Origin of the sequence: Candidatus Thiodictyon syntrophicum (assembly GCF_002813775.1) — a bacterium.
GTDB lineage: Bacteria > Pseudomonadota > Gammaproteobacteria > Chromatiales > Chromatiaceae > Thiodictyon > Thiodictyon syntrophicum.
In genome coordinates this window covers 6,637,657-6,663,091 of the sequence record NZ_CP020370.1, presented here as the reverse complement: position 1 = coordinate 6,663,091, position 25,435 = coordinate 6,637,657, and the positions used below count along the sequence as shown (strand labels likewise).

Below are 25,435 nucleotides of genomic sequence, written 5' to 3'. Positions count from 1 at the left end.
GCGTTCGGGTGGATTGACTGGGAGCACCGCACCCCACTGCGGTGCGGGCTCTGCACGCTTTAAGTCTTGGGAAAGCACAGATTCAGGTGCCGCGTATCCGCCGGTCTCGTCAGGACGCTGACCAGGACCAGGGTCAGGATCGCGAGCGGCAGCGCGATGATGATCGGGTCGACCACCGGCCAATTGGGATAGTCGGCCAGCAGGCTGGTCTTGCCGCCCGTGACCCACTGCACCAGGCCGATGGCACTCGCCTCCTTGGCCTTGATCAGCAGCAGCCATGAGAGCGAGACGCTGAGGCCGACCGTCATCGAGGCCAGGGCCCCAGCGCGGGTCGCCCGCCGCCAGAAGAGCCCGCCGACGTAGGCGGGCAGGAAGGTGGCGGCGCACAGGCCGAAGAAGATGGCCGTGAAGCGGGCAATCACGTATTCCTCGCGCACGTTGTAGCTGATGGTGACGGACATCAGGAGCCCGATCACGATGGCGATGCGCATCACCAGCACGCTCGGCTCCCGCCCCGGCTTACCGGTCAGTCGCTCATAGAGGTCGCGCCCGACGGCGGTGCCGATGGTGTGGAACTGGCTCGACAGGGTACTCATGGCCGCCGCCAGCAGGCACAGGAAGAAGACCAGCCCGAACCAGCGCGGCAGGGCGGTGGTGATGAAGGTCGGGATGATCCGGTCCGGCTCGCCCTTGGCATAGACCACGGCGGGCGAACGCCCGCTGACCAGTTCCAGGGGCAGGCCCGCCGCGTCCTGCGCCGCCTCTCGCCTGGCGACGACCATGGGCGCCACGGTCGGTTTGCTGGTCTTGGGATTGATGACCGGCTCCCAGCGGCCGGGGCTCGACTCCTTCATGAGCCCCACCAGGGCATGGCCCTTGGCGGCGTCGATCTGCGTGACTACCTGGCCCTTGAGCAGGGGTCCATGCTGGGCGAACCAGGCATTGGACAGGCTGCCCACCAGATAGGGTGTCCCGACCATCAGCAGGATGAAGACGGCACCGATGGGGACGGCGCGGTCCAGTTCCCGACGGCTGCGCACGGTCATGAAGCGGACCACCAACTGGGGTTGCGCCAGGACGCCGATGCCCACCCCCAGGATGATGGCCGTGATCACCGTCCACCACAGGTCATAGCCCGGCGCACCCCAGCCGAACACGGGCATGGCGGTCCAGCCCTGGTGCCCCATGGCCTTGAGCGTCGGCGGCACCAGGTCGGCCATGTCGGTGAGATACTGATGGGCCGGTGTGACCCCGCCCAGGCTGGAATAGGTGAACCACAGCAGATACACCATGGCCAGGATCATGACCAGGCCCTGAAAGGTGTCGGTATACATCACCGCCTTGAGCCCCCCGGGTATCACATAGGCGGCGGTGATCAGGGCGAAGAGCAGCAGTGCCACCTCGAAGTCCACCCCGAACTGGGCGACGACGAAGACCGTCCCCCCGGTCATCACCGCCGCCGAATACAGCGGCATGAAGAGGAAGATCAGGGCCCCGGCGAAGACCTGGACGCCCTTGCTCTGATAACGGGCGCCGAGCAGCTCGGGGAAGGTATGGGCGCCCAGGTGGTGGCCCAGGCGCCGCGTCGGCTCACCCAGCAGGGTGAAGGCCAGCAGGATCCCGACCAGGATGTTGACGAAGGTGAGCCACAGCAGGCTCATGCCGAACATCCCGGCGACCCCGCCGAAGCCCACGATGGCCGCGGTCGAGATGAAGGTCGCCCCGTAGGAGACGGCCATCACCACCGGGTGGGCACTGCGCCCGCCGACCAGAAAATCGGCCGCCGTGCGCGTCCCCCGGTACCCCAGCCAACCCAGATAGCCGGTGGCTAGCAGGTAGCCGAGAATGACGATGCTATCGATCCAGGTCAGATTCGCGTTCATTGACAGATCTATACCGATTCAGGGTCAAAGGTCCGGCGTGCGGGGAAAGCACCGGTCCAGGTGTCCGGCGTCCGCCGGCTTGGTGAAGGCGCTGACCAGGATCAGCGTCAGGAGCGCCAGCGGCAGGGCCACGACGACCGGATCGACCATCGGCCAATTGGGATAGTCGATGAGGATGCTGGTCTTGCCCCCGGTAACCTGCTGCACCAGCCCGATGGCCGCGGCCTCCTTGGACTTGACCAGCAACAGCCAGAAGAGCGAGACCCCCAGCCCGACGATCATCGAGGCCAGGGCCCCGACGCGGGTCACCCGCCGCGAATAGAGCCCGCCGACGAAGGCCGGCAGGAAGGTCGCGGCACAGAGCCCGAAGAAGATCGCGGTGAAGCGGGCGATCACGTATTCCTCGCGCACGTTGTAGCTGATGGTGACGGACATCAGGAGCCCGAGCATGATGGCGATACGCATCACCAGCACGCTCGGCTCGCTGCCGTGCCGGCCGGTAATACGCTCATAGAGGTCACGCCCGGCGGCGGTGCCGATGGTGTGGAACTGGCTCGACAGGGTACTCATGGCCGCCGCCAGCAGACACAGGAAGAAGACCAGCCCGAACCAGCGCGGTAAGGCCGTAGTGATGAAGGCCGGGATGATCTGGTCGACCTCACCCTTGGCATAGACCACCGAAGGCGCGCGCCCGCTGACCAGGTCCAGGGGCGCGCCCTGGGCGTCCTGGGCGCTCTCATGCCCGGACACCACCATGGGCGCCATCGCCGGCTGCTTGGTCTTGGGGTTGATGACCGGCTCCCAGCGACCCGGGCTGGACTCCTTCATCAGGCCGACCAGGGCGTGGGACTTGGCGGGGTCGATCTCTTTTACCACCTGGCCCTTGAGGATGGGCCCGTGCTGGGCGAACCAGGCGTTGGACAGGCTGCCGACAGCAAACGGCGTGCCGGTCATCAGGAGGATGAAGACGGCACCGATCGGCACCGCCCGATCCAGTTCCCGGCGGCTGCGCACCGTCATGAAGCGCACGGCCAACTGGGGCTGGGCCAGGACGCCGATGCCGACCCCCAGGATGATGGCCGTGATCACGGTCCACCACAGGTCATAGTCCGGCGCACCCCAGCCGAACTTGGGCATGGTGGTCCAGCCCTGATGGCCCATGGCCTGCAGGGGCGCCGGGACCAGGTCGGCCATGCCGGTTAAGTACTGATGCGCCTCGCTCACCCCGCCCAGGGAGGCGTAGGTGAACCAGAGCAGGTAGATCATGGCCACGATCATCACGATACCCTGGAAGGTGTCGGTATACATCACCGCCTTGAGCCCGCCCGGGATCACGTAGGCGGCGGTGATCAAGGCGAAAACCAGGAGCGCCACCTCGAAGTCCACCCCGAACTCGGTCGCGGCAAAGACCGCGCCGCCGGTCATCACCGCTGCCGCGTAGAGCGGCATGAAGATGAAGATCAGGAGCCCGGCCAGGACCTGGATGCCCTTGCTCTGATAGCGCGCCCCCAACAGTTCCGGGAAGGTGTGGGCGCCCAGGTGGTGCCCCAGGCGCCGGGTCGGCTCCCCGAGCACGGTGAAGGCCAGGAGGATGCCCACCCCGATATTGAGAAAGGTGAGCCACAGCAGGCTCATGCCGAACATGCCGGCGACCCCGCCGAAGCCCACGATGGCCGCGGTGGAGATGAAGGTCGCCCCGTAGGAGACCGCCATGATGAGCGGGTGGGCACTGCGCCCCCCGACCAGAAAGTCCGCCGCCGTGCGCGTCCCCCGATAACCCAGCCAGCCCAGATAGCCGGTGGTCAGCAAGTAGCCGACGATGACGACGATATCGACCCAACCCACCGCGGAATGTCCAGCCACGCCAGCCCCCCTGTTGTATTTCTGCACCAAGATGATGTTTGGCCCACGCGGGGCCGCCGGGCGGCAGGATAACTCAGGTTTATCGGTCGTTTTTTAGACCTGGCGCAGTTAAAGCGAATATTTTTTCGGATTTGTGACGCGGCGGGCAAACTCCAACGAGTTCTTAAGGTAATGCGAGCCGAACACCACCATCACTTCGTGTGCATGGACGCCGTGGGGAGGGTGCGATCAGAACTGATGTATCAACGCACGCATCGTAGGGTACGCATCGCGTACTCGCCCAACTGCGGCGACCGCCGGAGCCGGGTACGCGATGCCTACCCTACAGCAACCGGACGTTCCCGCGGACCGGGCGTCGTTGTCGTTGTCGTTGTCGTGCTCGTGGTCGGACTGTTCGATTACGACAACGACAACGACAACGACGGCATCCCCGGGATCTCGGTCACCACATCAGTTCTGATCGCACCCCCGTCAGGGCCGAGCGACTCACCCCTTGCGGTACACGGTCCCGGTAAAGAGCCCGACCAAGACCCCGGCGCAGAGCACCTCGACCTGATAGACCCCGGTGCGCCGGGTCAGGCTGACCTCCCGCGCCACCGCCTCCACCGTGTCGCCTACCCGGGTCGGCTTGAAATATTCCATGTGTGCGCTCAGGGAGACGGCCAGCGGCCCGTGCGAGTTGGAGGCCAGCGCAAAGGCCGCGTCTGCCAGGGTAAACAGCAGGCCGCCGTGGGCCGAGCCCCAGTTGTTCAGGTGCTCGGGGCGCAGTTGCACCCGCATCCGCGCCTCCCCCGGGGCCGTGACCTCGCCCGCGAAGCCGAGCGAGATCATGAAGGGGTCCAAGTGTGATGGGTCCACGATGGGGTGCATGGCGGCGCTCCTGGGCGGCGGTCGGGGTTGGGACTGGACGACGACGGCCTCGGGGAGACCGGGACAAGGTGGCCGTATTTTCCGTCAGGCAACCGTGCGATGCACCAGCCTGGAGTCCAAGGCTTCAGCCTTGGAACGCGCCAAGGCTGAAGCCTTGGACTCCAGGCAGAGGCGACGCGGTCGGCGAGTGCGCCTTGACCTAATGGCAGTGCCCCTGTGCGCCCCTTCTTAAGGTGTCGCCTGAAGCACGTCAAGAGCGCCGTGACTTGTTTTCTTCGCTGGCGGGCTTATACTGCAAAGCGCTGATATAGTTTAGTAATGTTAGGTACACTCCGATAAGACACCAAAGGTTCCGCGGCCCGGTGGCTGCTGCCGCACTCGCGCTGTCATCAGCCTCGGCGGCCGAACCGTCGGCGCCCTCCGCCGTGGATGCGGCGAACGGGAGTCCGGCGCAGATCGCGCTGGCGGACTATCGCGCCCTGTCGGAGCGCCAGTCGCGCAATTATGACCGGGCGCAGGACGTGTCACCCCGCCAGTTGCTCATTCTGCTGGATGTCGCCGAGCGCGCGCAGGCCAGTCTCGGGCAGGCCATCGCCACCGGGGAGATGGAAAGCGCCTATACCTGGAACGACCACGTCCGCCCCACCCTCAAGAACGGCAGTCTGGGGTCGGCGACCGGGGTCTGGCAGTTCCTGCCCGCAACCTTCCACGGCATCATCAAGAAATTCGGGGCGCAACTGCTGGCCGCGAGCGAGGCCGATGCGCTGACGGGCCGTGAACGCATGGACCTGGGGGATGGTCCCTTCGCGGACGCACAGGTGCGCGGCATCATCGCGGAAACGGCGGACGGCAAGCGGGGAGCGGAGGATGAGGAACTCCAGCTCCTGCGTCACAACTTCGCCGTGCTGGCCTTTGCCAAACACTATCTGAGCCTCGACACCGGCGCGACCACCCCGGAAGAGGACTATCTCTACCACTTTCTCGGCGCCGGACAGGGCCGACGGGTGCTGGCACTGGCCCGGGGAGCGGCGCGCGATACCCTGTGTGTCAAGCCGGTCGAGGTGCCGACGCCCACCCTGGAGGAACAGCCGGACTTGTTGGCGCCGGACGACCTGTTGGCAACGATGAGGGCCGAGGCCGCACGACTGACCCTGCCCCCGGCGGCCGCGGAACCCGCGTTTGGGTCCCGGATTGCGCCTTCGGCAGCGCCGCCGGGCGCGTCGACCTTGGCCAGGTCTACGACCAGGACCCGCGCGGTCCTCATCCCTGGGCGCGCGGGTCTTTCGCCCGCCGGTTCCCGGATGGGCGGGCGGGACGCCCGCACCCCCAGGCGGCAGGCCGATCCAACCCGTGCCCCCAGGGTATTGCCCGACCCGATGATCAGGGTCGATCCCTTGACCTGGAGTCAAACCAGACCGGACCCGGCGGCAAGCGACAGCGCCGCGGCCATGATGAGGGCCGAGGCCGCCCTGCGGGCCATGCGTGCCTTCGCCGCCGAACCCGCGCCGGCGTTTCCGCAACTCCCGCCGACACCGCCGCCGGTCTCGTCGCAGTGGGGCCTGCCCGCCAACTCTGCGACGGTGACGGGTAACCTGGGGATGTTCTATCGCGACGGCAAAGGGCAGGCCCAGCCCTATACCTGGGCCGGGTTCCTGGAGAATCTGGCACGGCGCGTTCGCGCCAAAGACCAACCGGCGCTGGTGCGGGCCAAGTATGGGGTCGGGTTCGGGCTCAAGGGGGGCGATCTGCCGGAGCGGGCCTTCAATCCGCAGCAGGTGTCGGAGCCGACGGAGTTTCGCCATGACAACGGCCGCACCGTCGTGCTACCCGAGGCGCTGGTTACGGGTCCACTGGGCGCCGACGAAACACGGCAGTATCGGCAGCGCCTCGCCGCCCTGGTGAGCCAGGGTGAGGACCAACCGCTGGCTACGCTGCCGCCGTCGGCGCGCGCGGCGTTGCAGCACCTGCGGGTCTTGCCCCCAAACCTGCAGGAGGTCAGCACCAGCCACCCCCAGGTGCAGAAGGCCCTGCACGATTTCCGCAAGCAGGCCGGCAAGGCCGAGCCGGATGATCCGGCGCATCGGAACCTGCTGATGCCGGCCGAGCGGATTGCGCTGGAGATCTATGACCAGCGACTCAGCCATTATGACCAATTGCAGTCCGGCCAGTTGGCCTCCCGCGCCGCGGCCCCTGACCTTACCCGCATCCGCAAAATGCCGGCCGGGCCGCAGCGGTGGGCGGCGCCCCAGATTGCCGCGGTGCAGACCGCGCTGGCCGCGCAGGGGCTACTGACGGCGCCGACCCAGAAAGTGGTCCGGCGGGACAAGAAGCGCCGGACCCATGTCGAATACAAGACCATCGCCTTCGCCGGCAAGGCGGACAAGACGACGATCACGGCGCTGAACAGCTTCCAACTGCGCAACGGCCTGCGGAAAACCGATGGTGTGCTGGATGCCGTGACACTGAACCTGCTGGGCCTGCCGCCGCTGGGGCCGGAGATCTTTCTGCCCCTGTCCGGCCCCCACTGTGCGTTCAACGGGTGGACCCAGACTGCTTCGCTGTGCGAGACCCTCAGCGCCGGGCAAGCGGATGATGACGGCCCCCAGATCCCCCGGCGGGTGAGCCGCCCCAGGCCGCTTGTGTACTGAAAACCCCCCAAACGCATCGGCAAACGGGTGCGGGACCGGCTACCGGTCAATGCCAAGACCGGACGCGGAGCGCCCGCACTGCATTCCCCTGTTCGCGCGTGGGAACGAGCGACGAGAGCACGCCGCTCCCGGCCCGGGGTTCCACCGCGCCGCCGGGGGCACGGGGGCGGGACGCCCCCGCTCCTCTCCTGATAAGGATCAGCCGCCGAAGATCTCCCGCGCCTTGGCCAGCAACTCGTCGATCTCGCGCTCGGCGTCGGCCCAGTCCTGGGCGTCGCTTCCGCCGGTGAAGTCGCGCTTCTCGGCCTTGTAGTAGGCGGCCTCCCGGACCATGTCCTGGCGCTGCTCCGGCGTCACTTGGGCCAGGTGCTGGAGACTCACCGGCTTTTCTTCGAGCGGCGGCTGCGGATTGGGCTTGGCGGCGGGGGCCTTCGCGGGCCCCCCCGTCTTCGCCACCTCCTTCTTGGCGGCCTTCACCGGTGCCGGCGCCGCGGCCGGTTGGTCCAGGGCCGTCGTGGCCTTGGCGGCAGCAGCGGCGGCGGCGGCCTTGGTCATCGTCGGCGCGGCCGGATGGGCACTCTGGTGCGCGGGCGCCGATGGGGCCGGATTGACGGACTCCGCGACCGCCTTCTTTGCCACGGTCTTCTTGGTGACGGGGGCGGCGGCGGGTCTCGGATCGGGAGGGGCGGACGGCTTGACCGCCGTCTTCTTGGTTACACTCTTGTTGTCAGCCATGTCGCTCGCCTCTTTGAAGTTGCTTGGCGTGACCGCCGGTGGTGGCCGATCAAGACCCCTGCGGGGGCGGGATCGGTAGGGATTGATTCAAGCTATTCGCCGCCAGGTCCGTAGAATACACAAACTTTTGGCCTAAAGGCCAATCTCCTGTCGTTTTGGTCGGAACTGGCCGGCGACCCCCGCGGGACCGGGCGGGGCGAGTCCGGTCGGCTTTTCCCTGTGTGTCACCCGCCCGCTTTGCTATCCTTGCGGCCCAACTCAAGCCTCCCGGGGTCCTTCGATGATTGCCCACCATGCGCTCGTGCTCAATCTCCACCAGCCGCCCGGTAACCTCCAGCACCTGCTGGAGCACCAGCATTGGGAGGCCAAGGAGATCCTGTTCGCCATGGACCGCATCCCGCGCGTGCTGTGGGGCCATGAGGCGCTGGCCCGGGTCCATCTGTCGCTCTCCGGCACCCTGCTGGAGACCCTCTCGGACGCCGCCTTCCAGGAACAGGTCTACGGCATCGTGGACTGCGGGGCGCTCCTCTGGCACTTCCAGAACCAGGACCTGTTCGAGGTCCTGGGGACCGGCTATTACCACCCGGTCCTGCCCCTGATCCCCGAAGCCGACCGCAAGGAGCACCTCAACCGCTGGCTCGGCATCGCCCATCACCTCCTGTGGCGCCCGCGCTTTCAGGGATTCTGGCCCCCGGAGATGGGCTTCTCGATGGAATTGATCCCGCTGCTGCGCGCCTGCGGCTACCGCTATGTGCTGGTGGACAGCGAACACGTCGAGCCGGTGACCGACATGAGCTGGCAGGAGTTGCGCTACCGCCCGCACCTGGCGCGCTATGGGGACGACAGCATCACCGTCATCGTCCGCGACCGGGACCTCTCGGACGCCCAGGAGTCCGGCATGGAACTGGACTGGTTCCTCGCCGAGGTGGCCGAGCGGACCAAGTGGTGCGACTTCCCGCCGCTCGTGACCACCTGTACCGACGGCGAGAACGGGGGCTGGTTCCGCAACGTGACCGAAGGGGCCAATTTCTGGACCGCCTTCTACCTGCCGCTGCTCGCGCGGGTGCGGGCCGGCACCGCCGGCATCTCCCCCACCTTCATCTCCGATTACCTCAACGTCCACGGCGTCCACGGTGAGGTCAGGGTCCGCACCGGGGCCTGGAACACCGGCTGGCACCACGGCCGGGACTTCACCCAGTGGACCGGCTCCCAGGCGCAACAGGACACCCTCGCCGCCTACGCGCGCACCAGCAAGGTCATCCACGACGCCCGCTGGTTCAACGGGGAACAGGGGATCACGGAGGGTCCGCGGGTGGCGGCCCTCGACGAGGCCCTGTGGCACCTGCTGCGCGCCGAGACCAGTTGCAACCTTTACTGGGGCGAGGACTGGGTGCCGCGGGCCGACGAGGACCTCGCGGCCGTCCGGGACACCCTGGCGCGGATCGACCTCGAGGTGCCGCCGGCCGTGGCGGAGGACGATGCCACAGTGACGCCGGACCCAACACCCGAGTCGACTCCCGAACCCGCGGCGGCGGTGGACATCGCCGTCGCTGAGTCAAGTTCAGTCCCGGTTGCAGAAGCCGCACCAGAGCCCCAAGCAGCGTTGCGACAGACTGACGATAAATAGAGTCGTTGTCGTTGTCGTTGTCGTAATCGAGGTTATCGTAGCGCCTCGGATTCTCTCGCACGCCAAATTGCATGGCTTCTCCGATTACGATTACGACAACGACAACGACAACGACAACGATTATGTTGTGTTTAGCTTGCTTTTGAATCCTTACTTACCACCAGCGGCGCGCAACCTGCCAAGCACCGCTTCACCCGTTCACCGCGCCCCATCGCTTCGGGGTCACCCACAGGAGATTACCTTGTTGAATCCATTGCCTGAATATATGGGGGAAGTGCCCAACATCAGCGGCCAGGAGGCCAAGGTCGCCGAGGTCGTCGCCGCCGGCCGGGCCAAGCCGCTGTACGCCCCGCGCGGGGGCCTGGATCTCGCGAACATCAGGGCCGCCGCCGCCATCGCGCTGCATCAGCACCAGCCCCTGATCCCGGCGGGCGGCGGCGACCTGCACACCGCGGCCCTGATCAGCAACCTGCAATACATGATGGAGAACCAGGGGATCGGCGACAACTACAACGCCCCGGCCTTCATCTGGTGCTACCGGCGAATGGGCGAGTTCATTCCCCAACTGGTCGGCGAGGGCAAGTCCCCCCGCGTCATGCTGGAATACTCCGGCACCCTGCTCCACGGCCTGCGCAAGATGGGCGAACACCACGTCATCGACGCGCTCAAGAACATCACCTGCAACCCGGACTACAGTTGGACCGTCGAATGGCTGGGCATGCCCTGGGGCCACGCGGTCGCGCCCTCCACCCCGGAGCAGGACTTCCGGCTGCATGTACGCGCCTTCCAGCACCACTTCGCCGCCATCTTCGGCTGGGAGGCCCTGGAGCGGGTGCGCGGCTTCTCCCCCTCGGAGATGGCCCTGCCCAACCACCCGGATCTCGCCTATTCATTCGTCAAGACCCTGGTCGACTGCGGCTTCCAATGGGTATTGATTCAGGAACACACGGTCCAGCAGGTCAGCAACGGCCGCAACCTGGAGCGTCCCCACATCCCCCACCGGCTGGTCTGCACCAACTCCCGGGGCGAGACCGCCAGCATCACCGCCATCATCAAGACCCAGGGGTCCGATACCAAGCTGGTCGCCCAGATGCAGCCCTGGTACGAGGCCCAAGGGCTCCAACGGGTCGAGCTGGCCGGCCACTCGATCCCGCCGCTCGTCACCCAGATCGCCGACGGCGAGAACGGCGGCGTCATGATGAACGAGTTCCCCGGCAAGTTCATGGAAGTGGCACGCACTGCCAGCCACACCGATGTGCCCATGATGAACGCCAGCGAATACCTGGAGCATCTGCATTTCGGCATGGGGCTCGAGGAGACCGACTTCCCCGCCGTCCAGCCCCTCTTCCACGACCGCATCTGGGCGCGCATGAAGCCCGGCGACGGCCCCGAGGTCCTGGCCAAGGTGATTGCCAAACTGAAGCAGGAAGACGGCCGCTTCCACATGGAAGGCGGCAGTTGGACCAGCAACCTCTCCTGGGTCCAGGGCTATGACAACGTGCTCGGCCCCATGGAAGAGGCGAGCGCCCTCTTCTATGAAAAGGTCCTTAAGGCCGGCGTCGCCACCGACGACCCCCACTACCGCAACGCCCTGTTCCACCTGATGGCCTCCCAAACCAGTTGCTTCCGCTACTGGGGCCAGGGCGAATGGACCGACTACGGCCGCGAGATCTGCCGCCGGGTGCAGGAGATCATCCGCTACGACTTCGGCTAGCCGGACGCCGCTCCCGCGCCCGCGGGAGCGGCGCCTTATCGCACGACCTACCGGCGGTAATGGCCTACGCCGTTGACAAGAACAAGCTGATTGCCGTTATTGCCGGCTCTCCTGACGAGGTCCCCCGAGAAGAGATTCCGTGGGTTTTTTCACGACTCAACACGATCTACCTGGCGGACCCGGAGCGCGACGAAAAAGGGCTCAGAGAGATCTCGCAATTGCTCAAAGAAGCTGCTTAGCGCATCTCGCTTGGTCTTCAACAGCATGATTCCAAAAGAGGTATTCCTGTCGCATTCGAGCGTCGATCGCGACTTCGCAGCCAGCCTGACAGCCGAATTGCGCCGCCATGGCATTCCTGTCTGGTACAGCGAAACCAATATTCTGGGGGCACAGCAATGGCATGATCGATTTTCAGGAAGCCTTCGATACCGGTTGCCGCAACTTACTGCGATCCTGGGGCGTTGGCTACCAGGTGGGTGACTCACATTGATCCCAACGGGTGTTTTCTTTTCGTGTCTCTTGGGTTTCGCGGATGAACCCCGTATGCCCACTGTGTGGCGGCACCCGAACCCAGGGGCTGACCACCTTTACCGCTGACCTCGGGTTCGGTGTCGTCGTGGTGCGCCATGTGCCGGCCCTGGTCTGTAACCAGTGCGGTGAAGACTGGATTGGAGACTGGCAGCTTGCGAACGCGTCGGTCCCGCGGGAAAGGTAACCGTTTAGCCCCCCCTGTTCTTAGCCCCCTCGCGGACGGCGTGACGTAGTTTCGGCCAGCCACGCCCGGTCCGCACAGCGGACCCTACGGGGAGGCTGCGCGCCCGTAGGGTCCGCTGTGCGGACCAGCGACCGCGCGGCCAGCGGGATGGCCGGGAGTCGGATGAATGCCTCGCCGACGATCATAAGCCTACGCGACAAAGCTCGACGGTCCTGGCAAACTATGGCCCAAGCTTCTATACGAGAGTGCGCCAGCGCCGCCACGCCCCCGCCATGCACCTGAGCGATCACGACCTCAGACAATTCGACGACGCCTACCTGCAGACGCTCACGTCGGCGCAGGCGCGGGTGCTGTTGGGCAAGGCGCTGGCGGACCTGAAGGCGGCGCGCGAGCGGCTGGGGCAGAACCCCTCCAACAGTTCGCGGCCACCGAGCACGCGGCTGCCGTGGGAGGGCACGGGCGGTCAGGACACGCCCGCTGGCCAGCCCGACGTCCCCGCGGGGTCGCAGGACGGGGCCGCTGCGGCAGACACCCCCGGCGACGCTGAGCCGGCGGGGCCGGCGGCGCCCCGGCCGCGCCGTCAGGGCTCGCACCGGACGGTCACCGGCCAGCCCCCCGGTCGGCGCCCGGGCAGCCCGGGGCACAGCCGCACCCAGCACCTGCCGGTGGACGCCGAGCAGCCTCACCGGCCAACCTGCTGTGCGGGGTGCGGCCAGGCGTTGACGGATGCTCATGTGGCGCGGGCACACAACGCCCGCTACGAAATCGAGCTGATCCAGCCCGGTGCCGGCGCGACCGGACTGCTCCTGCGCCAGACCAAGCACATCTATTTTGAATGCTGCTGCGATTGCGGCCACTGGACGCAGGCGCAGCCGGGGCGCGCGGCGGGCGAGGTCGAGTGGACGGTGGCCCTGACCGAGTGGCATTTGGCCGGACCGTTGCTAGTGTCCTTCATCTGCGCCTTGAGCCAGCGCATGCGGTTGTCGCGGGCGCGGGTCCGTGAGTTTCTGTCCGATTGGCTGGGTCTGGAGTTGTCGAGCGCGACCATCAACCAGTGCCTTCACGAAGCCGGACGGGCGGTGGCCCCGGTGGTCGAGGCGGAACTCTACGCGGCGGTGCGCAATGTCGAACTGCGCTATGCCGATGAAACCAGTTGGAAGGAGCATGGTCGGCTGCGGTGGCTGTGGGTGTTCACCTGTGCCACCGCCACGCTGTTCGTCGTTGGCAAGCGCTCGGTGGAGGTCGTGCGCCAGGTGCTCGGCGAGACCTTCAACGGCTGGTTGATGAGCGACGGCTTCTGGGCCTATCGCGACCTGGACCAACGGCTGCGCTGCCTGGCCCACCTGATCCGCAAGGCCCAGGCGCTGGAAGATGGCTTGGAACCGGCGGCCCAGCGCTTTGGCAGCGAGATCCTGACGGTCATCGCGACGGTGATGGCCGCCGTTTACGACGCCCGCGGCGCCCCGCCCCCCGTCGGGGTGTTGCGCGCACGGCATGCGCGGATGCTCAACGCCCTGCTCGACGAGTGCCTGCGTCAGGTCGATGCGCCGCATGAGAAGATGCGCGCGCTGGCGCGCGAGTTGTTCAACGACTGGGACACCTTCTGGGTGGTACTCGACCATCCGGAGTTGCCGTTGACCAACAACGAAGCCGAGCGCGCCCTGCGCCACTGGGTCATCGCCCGCCGCATCGGCATGGGGACCCGCACCGCGCAGGGCACCCGCGCCTTCGCCCACCTGGCCAGCGTCATCGAGACCTGTCGCAAACGCGCCGTCTCGCCCTGGCCGTATCTGGCCGAGGTAGTCCGCCAGCGCCGCCAAGGGCTTCAGGCCCCGCCGTTGCCCTTACCTGCCATCTGACCGATCGCCGCGACCGGCCGTGATCATAATTGCGGCCCGGCCGCGGCTGGCACGCGTCGCAGCCGGGGTCGCTCCTACGGCGTCGGAGCGGTTCCCGGCCGCGACGGGCCGCCGCAAGGGCTGATGGCCGGATTTATGATCAAGGCCGCCGCGACCCGCCGGGACTCCTTGGCACCCAGCACCCAGGGGGGGCTAAACGGTTACCGGGAAAGTGAATGATGGGTTTCGCTGTGCTCTACCCATCCTACGGCCTATGGGCGGTCGTCCTTGAACATCCGCCACCCGCTGATCATGGTACTGATCAGGCTTTGGCGCGACAGGATGTCTTCGCGGATGGCGGTATAGACGTGGAGCATGACGAAGATCGAGATAACCCACATCCCCCAGTGGTGCCACATCCGCACGTCCTGACTCTGGCCGACGAAGGGGATGACCCAGCCGAACCAGCGGTCCTGCCAACTGCCCAAGCCCGTCTGCTCCGAATAGAGGGCAAAGCCGGTGAACATCATGACGATGCCGCCCACGGTGATGATGACGACCATGAACAGGTGGGCCAAGGGGTTATGGCCGATGTACTTGCGCGGCTCCGGCTCCAGGAAGGCGTACCAGCGCACCTCGTGCCACAGTTCGCTCCAGAAGCGCCGCCGCCAGAAGGGCAGGGCGAAGAGTTGGCGCGACCAGCGGTTGCCGACCATGGCCCAATAGAGCCGGAAGATGAAGCCGACGGCAAAGACATAGGCGGCGGCGAAGTGGGCGAAGCGCAGATAGCCCATCAGGTAATGATCGCTCGCCGCCCCGGGCAGGGTCGGCAAGGGGTTGGCGATCAGATACCCGGTGACGGCCAGGATGGTGATGGACAGGGCATTGGTCCAATGCCAGGCGCGCAGCGGGGCCTCGTAGACATAGACCGCGGTGCGTTTGACGGTGGGGACGGCGGTGCTCATGGGTGCAGATCTCCGCGGCGAATCAATGAGCCGGAAAAGAGGATTAGCCGCAAATGAACGCAAATAAACGCGAATGTCCTTCGCGTTGGCGCCGGTAAACGCGATGCCTGGACAGGTAATCCGGCCGGGACTGTCGAGGTCATGATCATTTGCGTTTATTGGCGTTCATTTGCGGCAAAATTTTCTTGGCCTACCGCACCTTGACCCGCGTCAGCTCCTCCCCCTCCGGGCTCATGACATGGGTCGAGCAGGCGAGACAAGGGTCGAAGCTGTGCAGGGTGCGCAGGATCTCCAGCGGCTGATCGGGCACCGCTACCGGGGTGTTCAGCAGGGCCGCCTCGAAGGCGCCGATGTTGCCCGCCGGGTCCCGCGGCGAGCCGTTCCAGGTGGTGGGGACCACGGCCTGATAGTTCTCGATCCGCCCCTTCTTGATGACGATCCAGTGCCCGAGCGCCCCGCGCGGGGCCTCGGTGGTGCCCACGCCCCTGGCCTCGCTGGGCCAGGTGTCCGGGTCCCACTTGTCGGTGTTGGCGGTAGCGCTGTCCCCGGCCTTGAGGTTGGCCACCAGCTTGTCCTGGAAATAGCGCAGCTTGTGTACCGCCCAGGAGGCCTCCAGACCGCGGGCGGCGGTGCGGCCCAGGGTCGAGAACAGCGCCGTGACCGGGAGATTCAGATCCGTCAGGACCTTCTCTACCGGCTCCTTGAACTCCGGGATGCCCTTGGCATAGCCGATCACCCAGCGCGCCAGGGGGCCGACCTCCATGGCGTGGCCGCGCCAGCGCGGGGCCTTGATCCAGGAGTACTTGGCGCCCTCGTCGATGGCCTGGATGTTGGTCTTGGTGCCGACCGTGTTCGGACCCAGGACGAAGTTGGGCTCGGTCACCCCGTCCCAGGGGTGCAGGCCCTTGCGCTCATCCGGGTAGCGGTACCAGGAGTGGGCGACGAACTCCTGGACCTGCGCCGGATCGCGCAGGTCCACGTCGTGGACCTCGTCGAGGTTGCCGTTGATGATGGCGCCCCGGGGCAGGAGCTGGTTGGCGGCGCTGTTGTCATTGGCCCGTTCCGGGATGTCGCCGTAGGACATGACCGAGCGGCTGGAGAGCCCGCCGCCGTAGGTCCACTCCTTATAGTAGGACGCGATTGCCAGCAGGTCCGGGACGTAGACCTGGTCGATGAAGTCGATGGTGCGGTCGATGATGGAGGAGACCAGGTTCAGCCGCTCCATGTTGACCGCGCCCACGGCCCCGGTGTCGTCGAGGTTGATGGCGCAGGCGACGCCGCCCACCAGCCAGTTGGGGTGGGGGTTCTTGCCGCCGTAGACGGTGTGGATTTTGACGATCTCGCGCTGGAAGTCGAGCGCCTCCAGATAGTGGGCGACCGCCATCAGGTTGGCCTCGGGCGGCAACTGGTAGGCCGGGTTGCCCCAGTAGCCGTTCATGAAGGGGCCAAGCTGTCCGGACTCCACGAAGCGCTTGAGCCGGTTTTGCACGTCGCGGAACCAGCCCGGGGACGACTGCGGCCAGTTGGAGATGGACTGGGCGAGGGTGGAGGTCGCCTTGGGATCGGCCTTGAGCGCCGAGACCACGTCCACCCAGTCGAGCGCGTGCAGGTGGTAGAAATGCACCAGGTGGTCGTGCGACTGGAGCGTCAACTGCATGATGTTGCGGATGGTGTTGGCGTTCTCCGGGATCTGGATCCCGAGCGCGTCCTCCACCGCCCGCACGCTGGTCAGGGCATGGGTGCCGGTGCAGACACCGCAGATCCGCTCGGTGAAGGCCCAGGCGTCGCGCGGGTCGCGGCCCTTGAGGATCACCTCCAGCCCGCGCCACATGGTGCCGGTGGACACCGCGTTGCGGATCACGTTGTTCGCGTCGAGATTCACCTCGCAGCGCATGTGACCCTCGATGCGGGTCACCGGGTCCACCACGACCCGGGTGCCGGCATTGTCCAGGGTGAAGCCGTTGGGGGTCTCGATGCTCATGAACGCTCACCTGTCTGATCGTTACCCGCGTCGGCCTGAGTCTTCCCAGGCTCCTGATCGCCGAACTCCGCCGGCTTGCGGATGCGCTTGATGGCGGACGCCGCCGCGTGGGCCACCACGGCCGCACCTACGGTCCCGGCGGCGGCAAAGCCCACCCGGTCCGCGTTGAGCTCGACGCCGAAGACCCGGGTGTCGGTCACATGGTCGTAGAAGCTACCCTTGTCCCAGAAGCCGTCCTCGGAGCAGCCGATGCACCCGTGGCCGGACTGGATGGGGAAGGAGACACCGTTGTTCCAGCGGGTAGTGGAGCAGGCGTTGTAGGTGGTCGGCCCCTTGCAGCCCATCTTATAGAGGCAGTAGCCGCGGCGTGCGCCCTCGTCGTCCCAAGTCTCGACAAACTGGCCAGCGTCGAAGTGGCCCCGGCGGTAGCACTTGTCATGGATCCGCTGGCCGTAGAACATCTTGGGCCGGCCCTGGCGGTCCAGTTCAGGGATGCGATCGAAGGTCAGCATGAAGGTCACGACCGCGGTCATGACCTCGGCGATCGGCGGACAACCCGGGACCTTGATGATGGGCTTGTCATGGATGACCTGGTGGATCGGGACCGCGTGGGTCGGGTTGGGGTGGGCCGCCTGGACACAGCCCCAGGAGGCGCAGGAGCCCCAGGAGATGATCGCCTTGCAGTCCGCCGCCGCCTCTTTCAACTGCTCAAGAAAGGGCCGCCCGGCGATGATGCAGGACATGCCGTCCTGGTTGAGCGGCGGGTTGCCCTCCACCGCCAGGATATAGTTGCCTTTGTACTTTTCCCGGATCTCCGCGACGATCGCCTCGGCCTGGTGCCCGGAGGCGGCCATGATGGTGTCGTCGTAGTCGAGCGAGATCATGGACAGGATCACGTCCTTGACCAGGGGGTGGGCCGAGCGGATGAAGGACTCCGAGCAACAGGTGCACTCCAGCCCGTGGAGCCACAGCACCGGGATGCGCGGTTTGGTCTCCATGGCGTGCGCGAGCTGCGCGGTGTAGGCCGGCCCCAGCCCCAGGGCCGTGGCGGTGAGGCTGCAAAATTTGAGAAAGCTGCGGCGGGTGATCCCCTGGCGCCGCATGACCTCATAGAAGGTCTCGGTGGTCGGCATCGTCTACTCCCCTGGGGTGGGCGGCCCGGCTTGGGGGTCGCGTCTTGGTATAGGAAAGCTCGCAGCAAGTGCCGGGCCAAGGTGGGTATTTAGTCGAATCAGTGGCTTGCGCTTCGGCTTGCGGTCTGCCAAGGGGTTGTGCCGTAAAGGTTGTAACCAGTCGTTCGGGTTTGGCTGCAAACTATCTTTGCGTTCTATTTTTCAGTTCCGTGGTGCGGCTGGTGGATGCGGCGCCGTGTACCTTATCTGCCCTGTCGGCCTCGCGCGGCTAGGCGCCCGGGTGCGACCAGAACTGATGTGGTGACCGAGATCCCGGGTACGCTCTCGTTGTCGTTGTCGTTGTCGTTGTCGAATAATCCGACCACGACAACGACAACGACAACGACGCCCGGCCCGCTGTTGCGTCAAAAAAGCAACACATGTCTCCGGTGTCTCTTTTTTTTCTCGACACTGTTGCAAGCGTCTCCCGGGTCGTCTATAGTTCAACCCGCAAAGCACGATTGCGTGAAACTTTATGCAGTCCTTGTTGCTGAATCCACAACAGCGGAGATCATGATGAACAAGAACCTTCTCACCCTGGCGGTCGCCGCCGCCCTGGCCGTGCCGGCAGTCGCCTCGGCCGAGGCCATCCTGTACGGCAAAGTCAATGTCTCCCTCGACTACATCGACGTCGAACAGAACGCCACCTTCCACCGTCCTGGTCAGGAAGCCCTGCGCCCGCAGTTCGACTTCGCCAGATTCAAGAACGGCAGCGCGGCTAACTACGACACCCTGGGCGCCCTGGGGACCTACCCCGCCCAGCGCTGGCCTGTGACTGTTATGGGTACCGGCACTGGCTTCAGCGGTGATCCCAACAATGCGCTGAACTACAACCGTTGGCGTGGGCAGCCGGTGCCCGGCTCCGCCGCCAGTACCGCCTTTATGCCAACCGCCTCGCAGGGATCGCAGGTCACTCGGTTCCTGAACCCCCAGGCACAAGCAGCCTATTACCAGGCTGCGGCGATCTCCTTGAAGTCGGCCTACCCGCTCAATGCCCAGAACTGGGCCCAGCTTGCCGGCGCGACCGCCCTGGCCAACGGCTACAATTACAGCCCGGCTCAGGTCATCACAACGGCCGACCAGGCCGGTGTGGCTGCCTACAACGCCCGGCTTGCCCAGGGCGCCACCGCGGCGCAGGCGAGTGTTGCGGCGGCCGACGCCTATGATAAGGTTGCCGGAGGCGCCTGGAACAGCTATCAGGCGAACTTTGCCGCAGCGCAGAACATGGCGGTCGCAACCGTGGCGCCGCAAGCCGGCGCCTACAGCATGGACGCCTATTTCGCGGGTCAGCATGCGAAGCTGACGAGCGATCTGCAGATCGGCAACGTCACCCAAGCGTATTACAACAATGCGACGGCGCGATTGAACCAGTTGCAGAACCTCGCCTACGCGGCGGCGGTCAGCGGTGCCTATCAGCGCGGCCGGTCCTATAAGGGCTGGGGCATGGACACCAGCAACGCCGCCGTCGTCGGTCCCGCCAACAAACTGGGTGTGAAGGGCTCCGAGGACCTGGGCAATGGCCTCAAGGCGGTCTACCAGATCGAAATCGGTGTCGACATCACCAATGCCAACCGCGATACGGTCCTGGCCAACGGCAACCGTGGGACCTTGGTCACCAACTCCGGCGTCAACATCCGCAATAGCTTCGTCGGGTTGGCGGGCGATTGGGGTACCTTCATGTTGGGTCGTTACGACAGCCCGCTGACGATGTCCACGGGCAAGCTGGACCTCTTCTACGACACCCTGGCTGACAACAACGCCACCATCGGCTTCGCCTACGCGCGGCTCGACAACGTGGTTGCCTATATGTCCCCGAACTGGAACGGCTTCCAGTTTATCGCGGCCATGACCCCCCAAAATGGCGGTACCCTGCTGGGCGCGCTCGACCAGAATGCCGATTCCATCACCGGTGCCTACTCCCTGGCGGCTATCTACAAGAACGGCCCCTTCTACGGGTCCGTCGCCTACGAGTCCCTGGACAAGAGCAACTGGGAGACCCAGAACGCCGACTATGCCGTGCTGTACCAGGACCGTACCGCCAAGAGCGACACCAGGGTGCGCGTCGGCTTGGGGCTGCTGGACTGGAACGGCTTCAGCCTGACGGGTATCTACGAGCAGCGTCAGAACATCCTGGGTGCGCCCACGCAATCGAACGGCAACTTCTTCCAGGTGCAGGCCGGCTACGCCTTCGGCAACAACATGATCAAGGCCATGTGGGGCCGTGCCGATCTGGACAACTGCGCCGATCCGAACGGCGTTGGCTTCCGCTACACCTGCGAGGCGAGCGCGCTCGGGCAGTATTTCGCCAGCGAAATCCTGGTCAACAACAAGCAGAAGAACTCCTGGGCCATCGGGTACGACTACAACTTCAGCAAGCGTACCGCGGCCTTCCTGCTCTATACCAAGGTCTCGGACAAGATCGAAGATGCCGACTGGAGCGGCTTCTCGATCGGCATGAACCACAGCTTCTGATAGGCTGAGAACGCGCCTTAGGGCGCACAGGGATGTGTGAAAACGGGGCCAGTTGGCCCCGTTTTTTTGTCCGGGCTTTATGAGCCCGAGAGATCGGGATGGACCGTGCAGCGGTCGCCGTCCTGGTCCTGTCGAACGGCCATTTCGGGCGCCGCCAGGGCGGCGGCGAGTACATCCCCGGCGAGCCGCCCCGCGGGCGAAACGTCCTAAACCCAGGCCGTAGGGTGGACAAGCGCAGCGCAGTCCACCGCGGCTCGCGCTGTCGCTGGTGGACTGCGCTGCGCTTGTCCAGGCGTTTCTCCAACTGGAGTCCAAGGGCTCGGGTGGTTCAGGTGTCCTCTGATTCGCAGGGGCGGGACGCCCCTGCTCCTGTGGCCTTGGGCGCGAAGTCCAGCGACACCGAGTTGATGCAGTAGCGCAGCCCGGTGGGGCGGGGGCCGTCGGGGAAGACGTGGCCCAGGTGGGCGCCGCAGCGGTTGCAGTGGACCTCGGTGCGGTGCATCCCGTGGGTCTTGTCGGTGTCGGTGCCGATGGCCGCGGGGTTGGCCGGTTGCCAGAAGCTGGGCCAGCCGCTGCCGGAGTCGTATTTTTGCGCCGAGTCGAACAGCTCGGCTCCGCAGGCGCCGCAGCGGTAGAGGCCGGGCTCTTTGGTGTCATAGTAGCGGCCGGTGAAGGCGGGCTCGGTGCCCCGCTCGCGGGCCACGCGGTACTGCTCGGGCGTGAGTTCTGCACGCCACTGCGCTTCGGTCTTGTCGATCTTGTCGCTGTTGTCGCTCATGAGAGGACCTCGTGGTTCGGATTTGTCACGCCGGGGCGCCAAGGACGCCAAGAGATTTGCGCGGGACGGGGTACCTTGCGCGGGACGGGGTATTCACCCCGTCCTGAACCTTAATATTCCGTCGCCGCAAATTCTCATGGGGGCGCGGGTTCGGAGATAACATTGCGGACGGGGCGAATGCCCCGTCCGGCCCGCTACGCAGGAGCGTGGGAGCCAACACCGCTTGACTTAACGGCATTGGGCGCAAGCCCCGTCCGGCCCGGGGTCCAGTCGGCCGTCCGGGGCACTCGACGCCCGGGGATGCGGTCCGTAAGATCCAGATAAGGCCCAGGCTCGACCGAACAGGGCCGCCGCGCGCCTTGGCCGACCAGCGGCGGCTGACCGCATCTGGAATTCACGTTTGCCGGAGGGGCAATGAACGCTACGCAATCGAGCCGGGACTCACGCCGGGTGTCACGTTGGGGCGCGCGCCTCTTCGTGGGTCTCCAGTATCTGCTGCCGCAACACGGGCTTTCGCTCCTGATGTACCGGCTCGCGCGGGTCGAGGCGGCGCCGTTGAAGGGCTGGATGATCCGCACCTATGCGCGCCTGGTGGGCGTCGATCTGAGCCTGGCGGCAGAGCCCAATCTTGCCGCCTACCCGCACCTCGCCGCCTTCTTCACCCGTGCCCTGCGCCCGGACGCCCGCCCGCTGGACCCGGACCCGGCGGCGGTGCTCTCGCCGGCGGACGGGACCATCAGCCAGATCGGGACCATCGTCGATGGGCGCATCATCCAGGCCAAGGGCCACGACTATTCGGTGAGCGACCTCCTGGGCGGCGCTACCGACGCCCACCACCTGTTCGATGGGGGCCGCTTCGCGACTATCTATCTGTCACCGCGCGACTATCACCGCGTCCACATGCCGCTCGCCGGGGACCTGGCGGAGATGACCTATCTTGGGGGCCGACTGTTCAGCGTCAACCGCATGACGGCGCAGCGGGTGCCCGGGCTCTTCGCGCGCAACGAGCGGGTGCTGTGTCTGTTCGGCACCGATGCGGGCCCCATGGCCCTGGTGCTGGTGGGGGCGATCTTCGTCGGCGGGATCGAGACGGTCTGGGAGGGCGAGGTCGCCCCCGCCCTGTCCGGGCTGCGCTGCCAACGCTGGCACTACACGGGCAAGTCCCGGCGGGTGCACCTGGGGCGCGGGGAGGAGATGGGCCGCTTCAATCTGGGCTCGACCATCGTCCTGCTCTTTCCCCCGGGGGTCCTGGCCTGGGACCCGGCCCTGGCCCCGGGCCAGGCGGTGCGGCTGGGGCAGCGGCTCGGGACCCTGGGCTAGGCTAGTCGCTGCCTTGCGTCGAGAAGAAGGATTTGTCCGCAAATAAACGCAAATAAACGCAAAGAAGAAAGAAATTGGAGACTGGTCGGTCCCCGCCCGGGGCACGGTCGGGTGACAGTGGGCACCCTCGTCGCGCCCCCCGTTCACGCGCCTTTCTTATTTGCGTTCATTTGCGGACAATTTTCTGCTCCACTTCAGCCGATCCGCGCCGTCCGACAGTCCCCCGCCGCCGCCGTTTCCTGGTATGGTGCCGCCGATGAACCCACAATTTTCCCAATTCATGCTCCCGGAGGCGCTCGTGCGCGGCCTGGAGAAGGCTGGCTTCGAGACGCCCACCCCGGTGCAGGCGCAGGTCATTCCGCTCGCCCAGGACGGGCTGGATCTGCTGGTCTCCGCCGCCACGGGGTCCGGTAAGACCGCCGCCTTCCTGCTGCCGATCATGCAGCGCCTGCTCAGCGTGCGTGCGCCGCGCAGCGCCACCCGCGCCCTGATCCTGGTGCCCACCCGCGAGCTGGCGCGGCAGATCTATATCCATTTCATGCGCCTGGCGAGCCTCACCCGGCTCACCGCGGCCGTCATCATCGGCGGGGAGCGGCACGACCGCCAGCTCGCCGCACTGCGGCGCAACCCCGAGATCCTGGTGGCGACCCCGGGCCGGCTGCTGGAGTCCATCCAGAGCGGTGCCGCGGACCTGCGCGACCTTGAGGTCTTGGTCCTGGACGAGGCGGACCGGATGCTCGATCTGGGCTTCGCCGAGGACGTGCTCGCGATCATCGGCCACACCAACCCGGCGCGTCAGTCGCTGCTCTTCTCCGCCACCCTGCACCATCGGGGCCTGGCCGCCATCACCGACCAGTTGCTGCGCGACCCCCGGGTGCTGGTCATCAACCCGGTGCGCGAGGGCCACCCGGACATCGCCCACCAGGTGATCCTGAGCGACGACACCGAACACAAGCAGGCCCAACTGCTGTGGCTGCTCCAGAACGAGCCGGCGGAGAAGGTCCTGGTCTTCACCAACACGCGGGAGCGGGCCATCGCGCTCGGCCCCTTGCTGGTGGGCCAGGGCCAGCGCAGCGTGGTGCTCCACGGCGAACTCGACCAGCGCGAGCGCAACCGGGTCATGGGCCTGGTACACGGCGGCCAGGTGCGCATCCTGATCGCGACCGACGTGGCGGCGCGGGGGCTCGACATCCCCGGGGTCCAATTGGTGGTCAATTTCGAGCTGGCCCGCAGCGGGGACGACTATCTGCACCGCACCGGGCGCACCGGCCGGGCGGGGGAGAAGGGCCTGGCGATTGCCTTGGTCGGTCCCAAGGAATGGAACCTGATGGAGAGCATCGAGCGCTATCTCGGGCTCGAATTCCAGGCGCGCGCCATCCCCGGGCTCAAGGCCGCCTTCAGCGGCCCCGGCAAGCGCAAGGGTCCCCGCAAGTCCGCCTCCAAGTCCAGGGCCGCCCCCGCCGCCGACAAGCCGCGGGTCAAGGAGCGCGAGCGCGACCGCAAGGCGATCGGCAAGCGGCGCCAACCCACGACGACGGGGGAGGCGGGCCTCGCGCCGCTGCGTAAGAAACAATAGCCCGCGTGTCGTGCGGATGGCCTCGCGCCGCCCCGCCGGATGGGTAGAGCGCAGCGAAACCCATTGATTGCGAGCGGCTAAAGCGTTGATTCAATGGCCGGACGGGGCATTCGCCCCGTCTGGAACGTTTTCCCCCGACCCGCGGGCTCCTACGAGGGATCGACGGTGAAATAAAGGTTCGGGACGGGGTGAATACCCCGTCCCGCCCCCACCCCCTACCCCCCGCCCCCAAGGTGCAAGCCTTGGACTCCAGATACCCATGAGGCATGAGCAATGGCAGTCAACGAACGGCAGCGGCAGAAACAACTCCAGGACAAGAAGAAGAAGCGCAAACTGGTCGCCAAGGGCACCGCGACCAGTCTGGCCGCCGGGCGCAAGGCGCTGCAATACTCCAAGTTTGCGATGTTTGAATGCCTGGTCCCGGAGCAACTGTTCGAGACCGGCCTGGGCACCATTATCTGGGTCCGGCGGATGCCGGACGGCATGATGGCGATCACCGCCTTTGTGGTCGATGTGTTCTGCCTGGGGGTCAAGGACGCCCTGTTCAACGTGGCCAATGAACGGACCTACGAGAACATGATCAGGCCTGGGCTTACCGAGGTGCCGGACGGTCAGTCGTTCCGCACCGTAGAGCCCGCCTGCGCCCGCAAGCTGATCCAGGGGGCCGTCGCCTATGCCGAGGGGCTGGGGTTCGCGCCCCATCGCGACTATGAGAATGCGAAAGGCATCTTCGGCGCGGTCGACAGCCTGGCGTGCACCGAGGAGTTCACCTATGGCCGCGCGGGCCGGCCCTGCTATATGCGCGGCCCCAACGAGTCCGACTCCCGGGTGCGGCAGATCCTCGCGCAGTTGCAGACCAAGTGCGGCGAGGGCGGCTTCGACTATCTGGTTGGACCGGCCGACGGCACGCTCGAATAAGGCGATTTCCGAAGAACTCCATACCACGAAGGCGCGACCGACGATGGTCGGGGCGGCCTTGACCATCACTCCGGCCACTGGGAGCGCCGCACCCCAGTGCGGCGCGGCCTACCCACAGCACGCAGCGTCGCGGTCGCCTGCGAGGCCGCGCCGCACTGGGGTGCGGCGCTCCCAGCGTTCGACCCGGGCTCCGCCCGTGCTCTCGCCGGTGCCGGGTGGCCGGGATTATGACCAAGGCCGCCGGGGCGACGCGACCGGAGGCCGACGCTTTAGCGGGCAGCGGCGCCGCATCCGGCTGAAGCCTCGACCTCCGGTTTTCGCACGGGTCGGCGGCGGCCGTAGGGTCCGCTGTGCGGACCG

Annotated in this window: 19 protein-coding genes; 11 read left to right on the top strand and 8 right to left on the bottom strand. The window is 66.3% G+C overall.

The genetic code is table 11. From position 1 onward, the window contains the following. Window positions 1-59: 59 nt before the first annotated feature. The 3 genes from THSYN_RS28510 to THSYN_RS28500 all read right to left on the bottom strand — a co-directional run bounded on the left by THSYN_RS28510 (window position 60) and on the right by THSYN_RS28500 (window position 4,616). The gene (locus tag THSYN_RS28510) at window positions 60-1,883 is read right to left on the bottom strand and encodes a sodium:solute symporter family protein (RefSeq protein ID WP_418219899.1); all 1,824 of its coding nucleotides are present in this window, start codon (window positions 1,881-1,883) and stop codon (window positions 60-62) included. Window positions 1,884-1,907: 24 nt separating this feature from the next. Next, window positions 1,908-3,746: a sodium:solute symporter family protein gene (locus tag THSYN_RS28505; RefSeq protein ID WP_100922107.1), complete on the bottom strand. Its 1,839-nt coding sequence runs from the start codon at window positions 3,744-3,746 to the stop codon at window positions 1,908-1,910. Window positions 3,747-4,232: 486 nt separating this feature from the next. Beyond that, window positions 4,233-4,616 (bottom strand): hotdog fold thioesterase, encoded by a 384-nt coding sequence (locus THSYN_RS28500; RefSeq protein WP_100922106.1) that lies wholly within the window; start codon window positions 4,614-4,616, stop codon window positions 4,233-4,235. 425 nt (window positions 4,617-5,041) lie between these two features. Between THSYN_RS28500 and THSYN_RS36360 the strand changes: the two genes are divergently transcribed. Beyond that, complete coding sequence (locus THSYN_RS36360; RefSeq protein ID WP_236848734.1) at window positions 5,042-7,264, top strand: peptidoglycan-binding protein; 2,223 nt, start codon at window positions 5,042-5,044, stop codon at window positions 7,262-7,264. A 198-nt stretch (window positions 7,265-7,462) separates the two neighbouring features. Here the strand turns inward: THSYN_RS36360 and THSYN_RS36355 are convergent, their stop codons facing one another. Next, window positions 7,463-7,999, bottom strand: coding sequence for a DUF2934 domain-containing protein (locus THSYN_RS36355; RefSeq protein WP_100922105.1), 537 nt, complete (start codon window positions 7,997-7,999; stop codon window positions 7,463-7,465). Between the two features lie 280 nt (window positions 8,000-8,279). Between THSYN_RS36355 and THSYN_RS28485 the strand changes: the two genes are divergently transcribed. The 6 genes from THSYN_RS28485 (at window position 8,280) to tnpC (ending at window position 13,914) form a co-directional block, all read left to right on the top strand. Continuing rightward, a complete protein-coding gene (locus THSYN_RS28485; protein ID WP_100922104.1) occupies window positions 8,280-9,626 on the top strand; it encodes a polysaccharide deacetylase family protein in 1,347 nt (448 codons plus the stop codon). A 244-nt stretch (window positions 9,627-9,870) separates the two neighbouring features. Beyond that, window positions 9,871-11,340, top strand: a complete 1,470-nt coding sequence (locus THSYN_RS28480; protein ID WP_100922103.1) for a polysaccharide deacetylase family protein — start codon at window positions 9,871-9,873, stop codon at window positions 11,338-11,340. 59 nt (window positions 11,341-11,399) lie between these two features. Then, window positions 11,400-11,579: a hypothetical protein gene (locus THSYN_RS28475; RefSeq protein ID WP_100922102.1), complete on the top strand. Its 180-nt coding sequence runs from the start codon at window positions 11,400-11,402 to the stop codon at window positions 11,577-11,579. Between the two features lie 25 nt (window positions 11,580-11,604). Further along, window positions 11,605-11,820 (top strand): toll/interleukin-1 receptor domain-containing protein, encoded by a 216-nt coding sequence (locus THSYN_RS28470; protein WP_157817992.1) that lies wholly within the window; start codon window positions 11,605-11,607, stop codon window positions 11,818-11,820. A 52-nt stretch (window positions 11,821-11,872) separates the two neighbouring features. Then, window positions 11,873-12,055 carry a type II toxin-antitoxin system MqsA family antitoxin gene (locus tag THSYN_RS37525; protein ID WP_100922101.1) on the top strand — a complete coding sequence of 61 codons (183 nt, stop codon included), beginning with the start codon at window positions 11,873-11,875 and terminating at the stop codon, window positions 12,053-12,055. 272 nt (window positions 12,056-12,327) lie between these two features. Further along, entirely contained in the window at window positions 12,328-13,914 is a 1,587-nt protein-coding gene (gene tnpC / locus THSYN_RS28460) for an IS66 family transposase (RefSeq protein WP_100918359.1), read from the top strand. Window positions 13,915-14,165: 251 nt separating this feature from the next. Here tnpC and cybH read toward each other — a convergent pair whose 3' ends face one another. The 3 genes from cybH to THSYN_RS28445 all read right to left on the bottom strand — a co-directional run bounded on the left by cybH (window position 14,166) and on the right by THSYN_RS28445 (window position 17,972). Beyond that, window positions 14,166-14,858: a Ni/Fe-hydrogenase, b-type cytochrome subunit gene (gene cybH / locus THSYN_RS28455; protein WP_100922100.1), complete on the bottom strand. Its 693-nt coding sequence runs from the start codon at window positions 14,856-14,858 to the stop codon at window positions 14,166-14,168. 190 nt (window positions 14,859-15,048) lie between these two features. Then, window positions 15,049-16,839 (bottom strand): nickel-dependent hydrogenase large subunit, encoded by a 1,791-nt coding sequence (locus tag THSYN_RS28450; protein ID WP_100922099.1) that lies wholly within the window; start codon window positions 16,837-16,839, stop codon window positions 15,049-15,051. Beyond that, entirely contained in the window at window positions 16,836-17,972 is a 1,137-nt protein-coding gene (locus THSYN_RS28445) for a hydrogenase small subunit (RefSeq protein WP_100922098.1), read from the bottom strand. Before THSYN_RS28445 ends, THSYN_RS28450 begins: the two co-directional genes overlap by 4 nt. Window positions 17,973-18,272: 300 nt before the next feature. Here THSYN_RS28445 and THSYN_RS28435 point away from each other — a divergent pair, with 300 nt between their 5' ends. Then, window positions 18,273-20,483 (top strand): porin, encoded by a 2,211-nt coding sequence (locus THSYN_RS28435; protein WP_236848733.1) that lies wholly within the window; start codon window positions 18,273-18,275, stop codon window positions 20,481-20,483. Window positions 20,484-20,811: 328 nt separating this feature from the next. On the opposite strand, the gene msrB is transcribed toward THSYN_RS28435, so the two are convergent. After that, window positions 20,812-21,261, bottom strand: a complete 450-nt coding sequence (gene msrB / locus THSYN_RS28430; RefSeq protein ID WP_100922097.1) for a peptide-methionine (R)-S-oxide reductase MsrB — start codon at window positions 21,259-21,261, stop codon at window positions 20,812-20,814. Between the two features lie 414 nt (window positions 21,262-21,675). On the opposite strand from msrB, the gene asd reads away from it, so the two are divergent. The 3 genes from asd (at window position 21,676) to THSYN_RS28415 (ending at window position 25,075) form a co-directional block, all read left to right on the top strand. Then, the gene (gene asd, locus THSYN_RS28425) at window positions 21,676-22,581 is read left to right on the top strand and encodes an archaetidylserine decarboxylase (protein ID WP_100922096.1); all 906 of its coding nucleotides are present in this window, start codon (window positions 21,676-21,678) and stop codon (window positions 22,579-22,581) included. Between the two features lie 256 nt (window positions 22,582-22,837). After that, on the top strand, window positions 22,838-24,157 hold the full coding sequence (locus THSYN_RS28420; protein WP_100922095.1) for a DEAD/DEAH box helicase: 1,320 nt from the start codon (window positions 22,838-22,840) through the stop codon (window positions 24,155-24,157). Between the two features lie 273 nt (window positions 24,158-24,430). Further along, window positions 24,431-25,075, top strand: coding sequence for a hypothetical protein (locus THSYN_RS28415; protein ID WP_100922094.1), 645 nt, complete (start codon window positions 24,431-24,433; stop codon window positions 25,073-25,075). Window positions 25,076-25,435 lie beyond the last annotated feature (360 nt).

Bases quoted from the DNA above. Each gene is read 5' to 3' on its own strand.
- THSYN_RS28510 (WP_418219899.1), bottom strand. From the start codon at position 1,883: ATGAACGCGAATCTGACCTGGATCGATAGCATCGTCATTCTCGGCTAC.
- THSYN_RS28500 (WP_100922106.1), bottom strand. From the start codon at position 4,616: ATGCACCCCATCGTGGACCCATCACACTTGGACCCCTTCATGATCTCG.
- THSYN_RS36355 (WP_100922105.1), bottom strand. From the start codon at position 7,999: ATGGCTGACAACAAGAGTGTAACCAAGAAGACGGCGGTCAAGCCGTCC.
- THSYN_RS28485 (WP_100922104.1), top strand. From the start codon at position 8,280: ATGATTGCCCACCATGCGCTCGTGCTCAATCTCCACCAGCCGCCCGGT.
- THSYN_RS28475 (WP_100922102.1), top strand. From the start codon at position 11,400: ATGGCCTACGCCGTTGACAAGAACAAGCTGATTGCCGTTATTGCCGGC.
- THSYN_RS28470 (WP_157817992.1), top strand. From the start codon at position 11,605: ATGATTCCAAAAGAGGTATTCCTGTCGCATTCGAGCGTCGATCGCGAC.
- THSYN_RS37525 (WP_100922101.1), top strand. From the start codon at position 11,873: ATGAACCCCGTATGCCCACTGTGTGGCGGCACCCGAACCCAGGGGCTG.
- tnpC (WP_100918359.1), top strand. From the start codon at position 12,328: ATGCACCTGAGCGATCACGACCTCAGACAATTCGACGACGCCTACCTG.
- cybH (WP_100922100.1), bottom strand. From the start codon at position 14,858: ATGAGCACCGCCGTCCCCACCGTCAAACGCACCGCGGTCTATGTCTAC.
- THSYN_RS28450 (WP_100922099.1), bottom strand. From the start codon at position 16,839: ATGAGCATCGAGACCCCCAACGGCTTCACCCTGGACAATGCCGGCACC.
- THSYN_RS28445 (WP_100922098.1), bottom strand. From the start codon at position 17,972: ATGCCGACCACCGAGACCTTCTATGAGGTCATGCGGCGCCAGGGGATC.
- msrB (WP_100922097.1), bottom strand. From the start codon at position 21,261: ATGAGCGACAACAGCGACAAGATCGACAAGACCGAAGCGCAGTGGCGT.
- asd (WP_100922096.1), top strand. From the start codon at position 21,676: ATGAACGCTACGCAATCGAGCCGGGACTCACGCCGGGTGTCACGTTGG.
- THSYN_RS28420 (WP_100922095.1), top strand. From the start codon at position 22,838: ATGAACCCACAATTTTCCCAATTCATGCTCCCGGAGGCGCTCGTGCGC.
- THSYN_RS28415 (WP_100922094.1), top strand. From the start codon at position 24,431: ATGGCAGTCAACGAACGGCAGCGGCAGAAACAACTCCAGGACAAGAAG.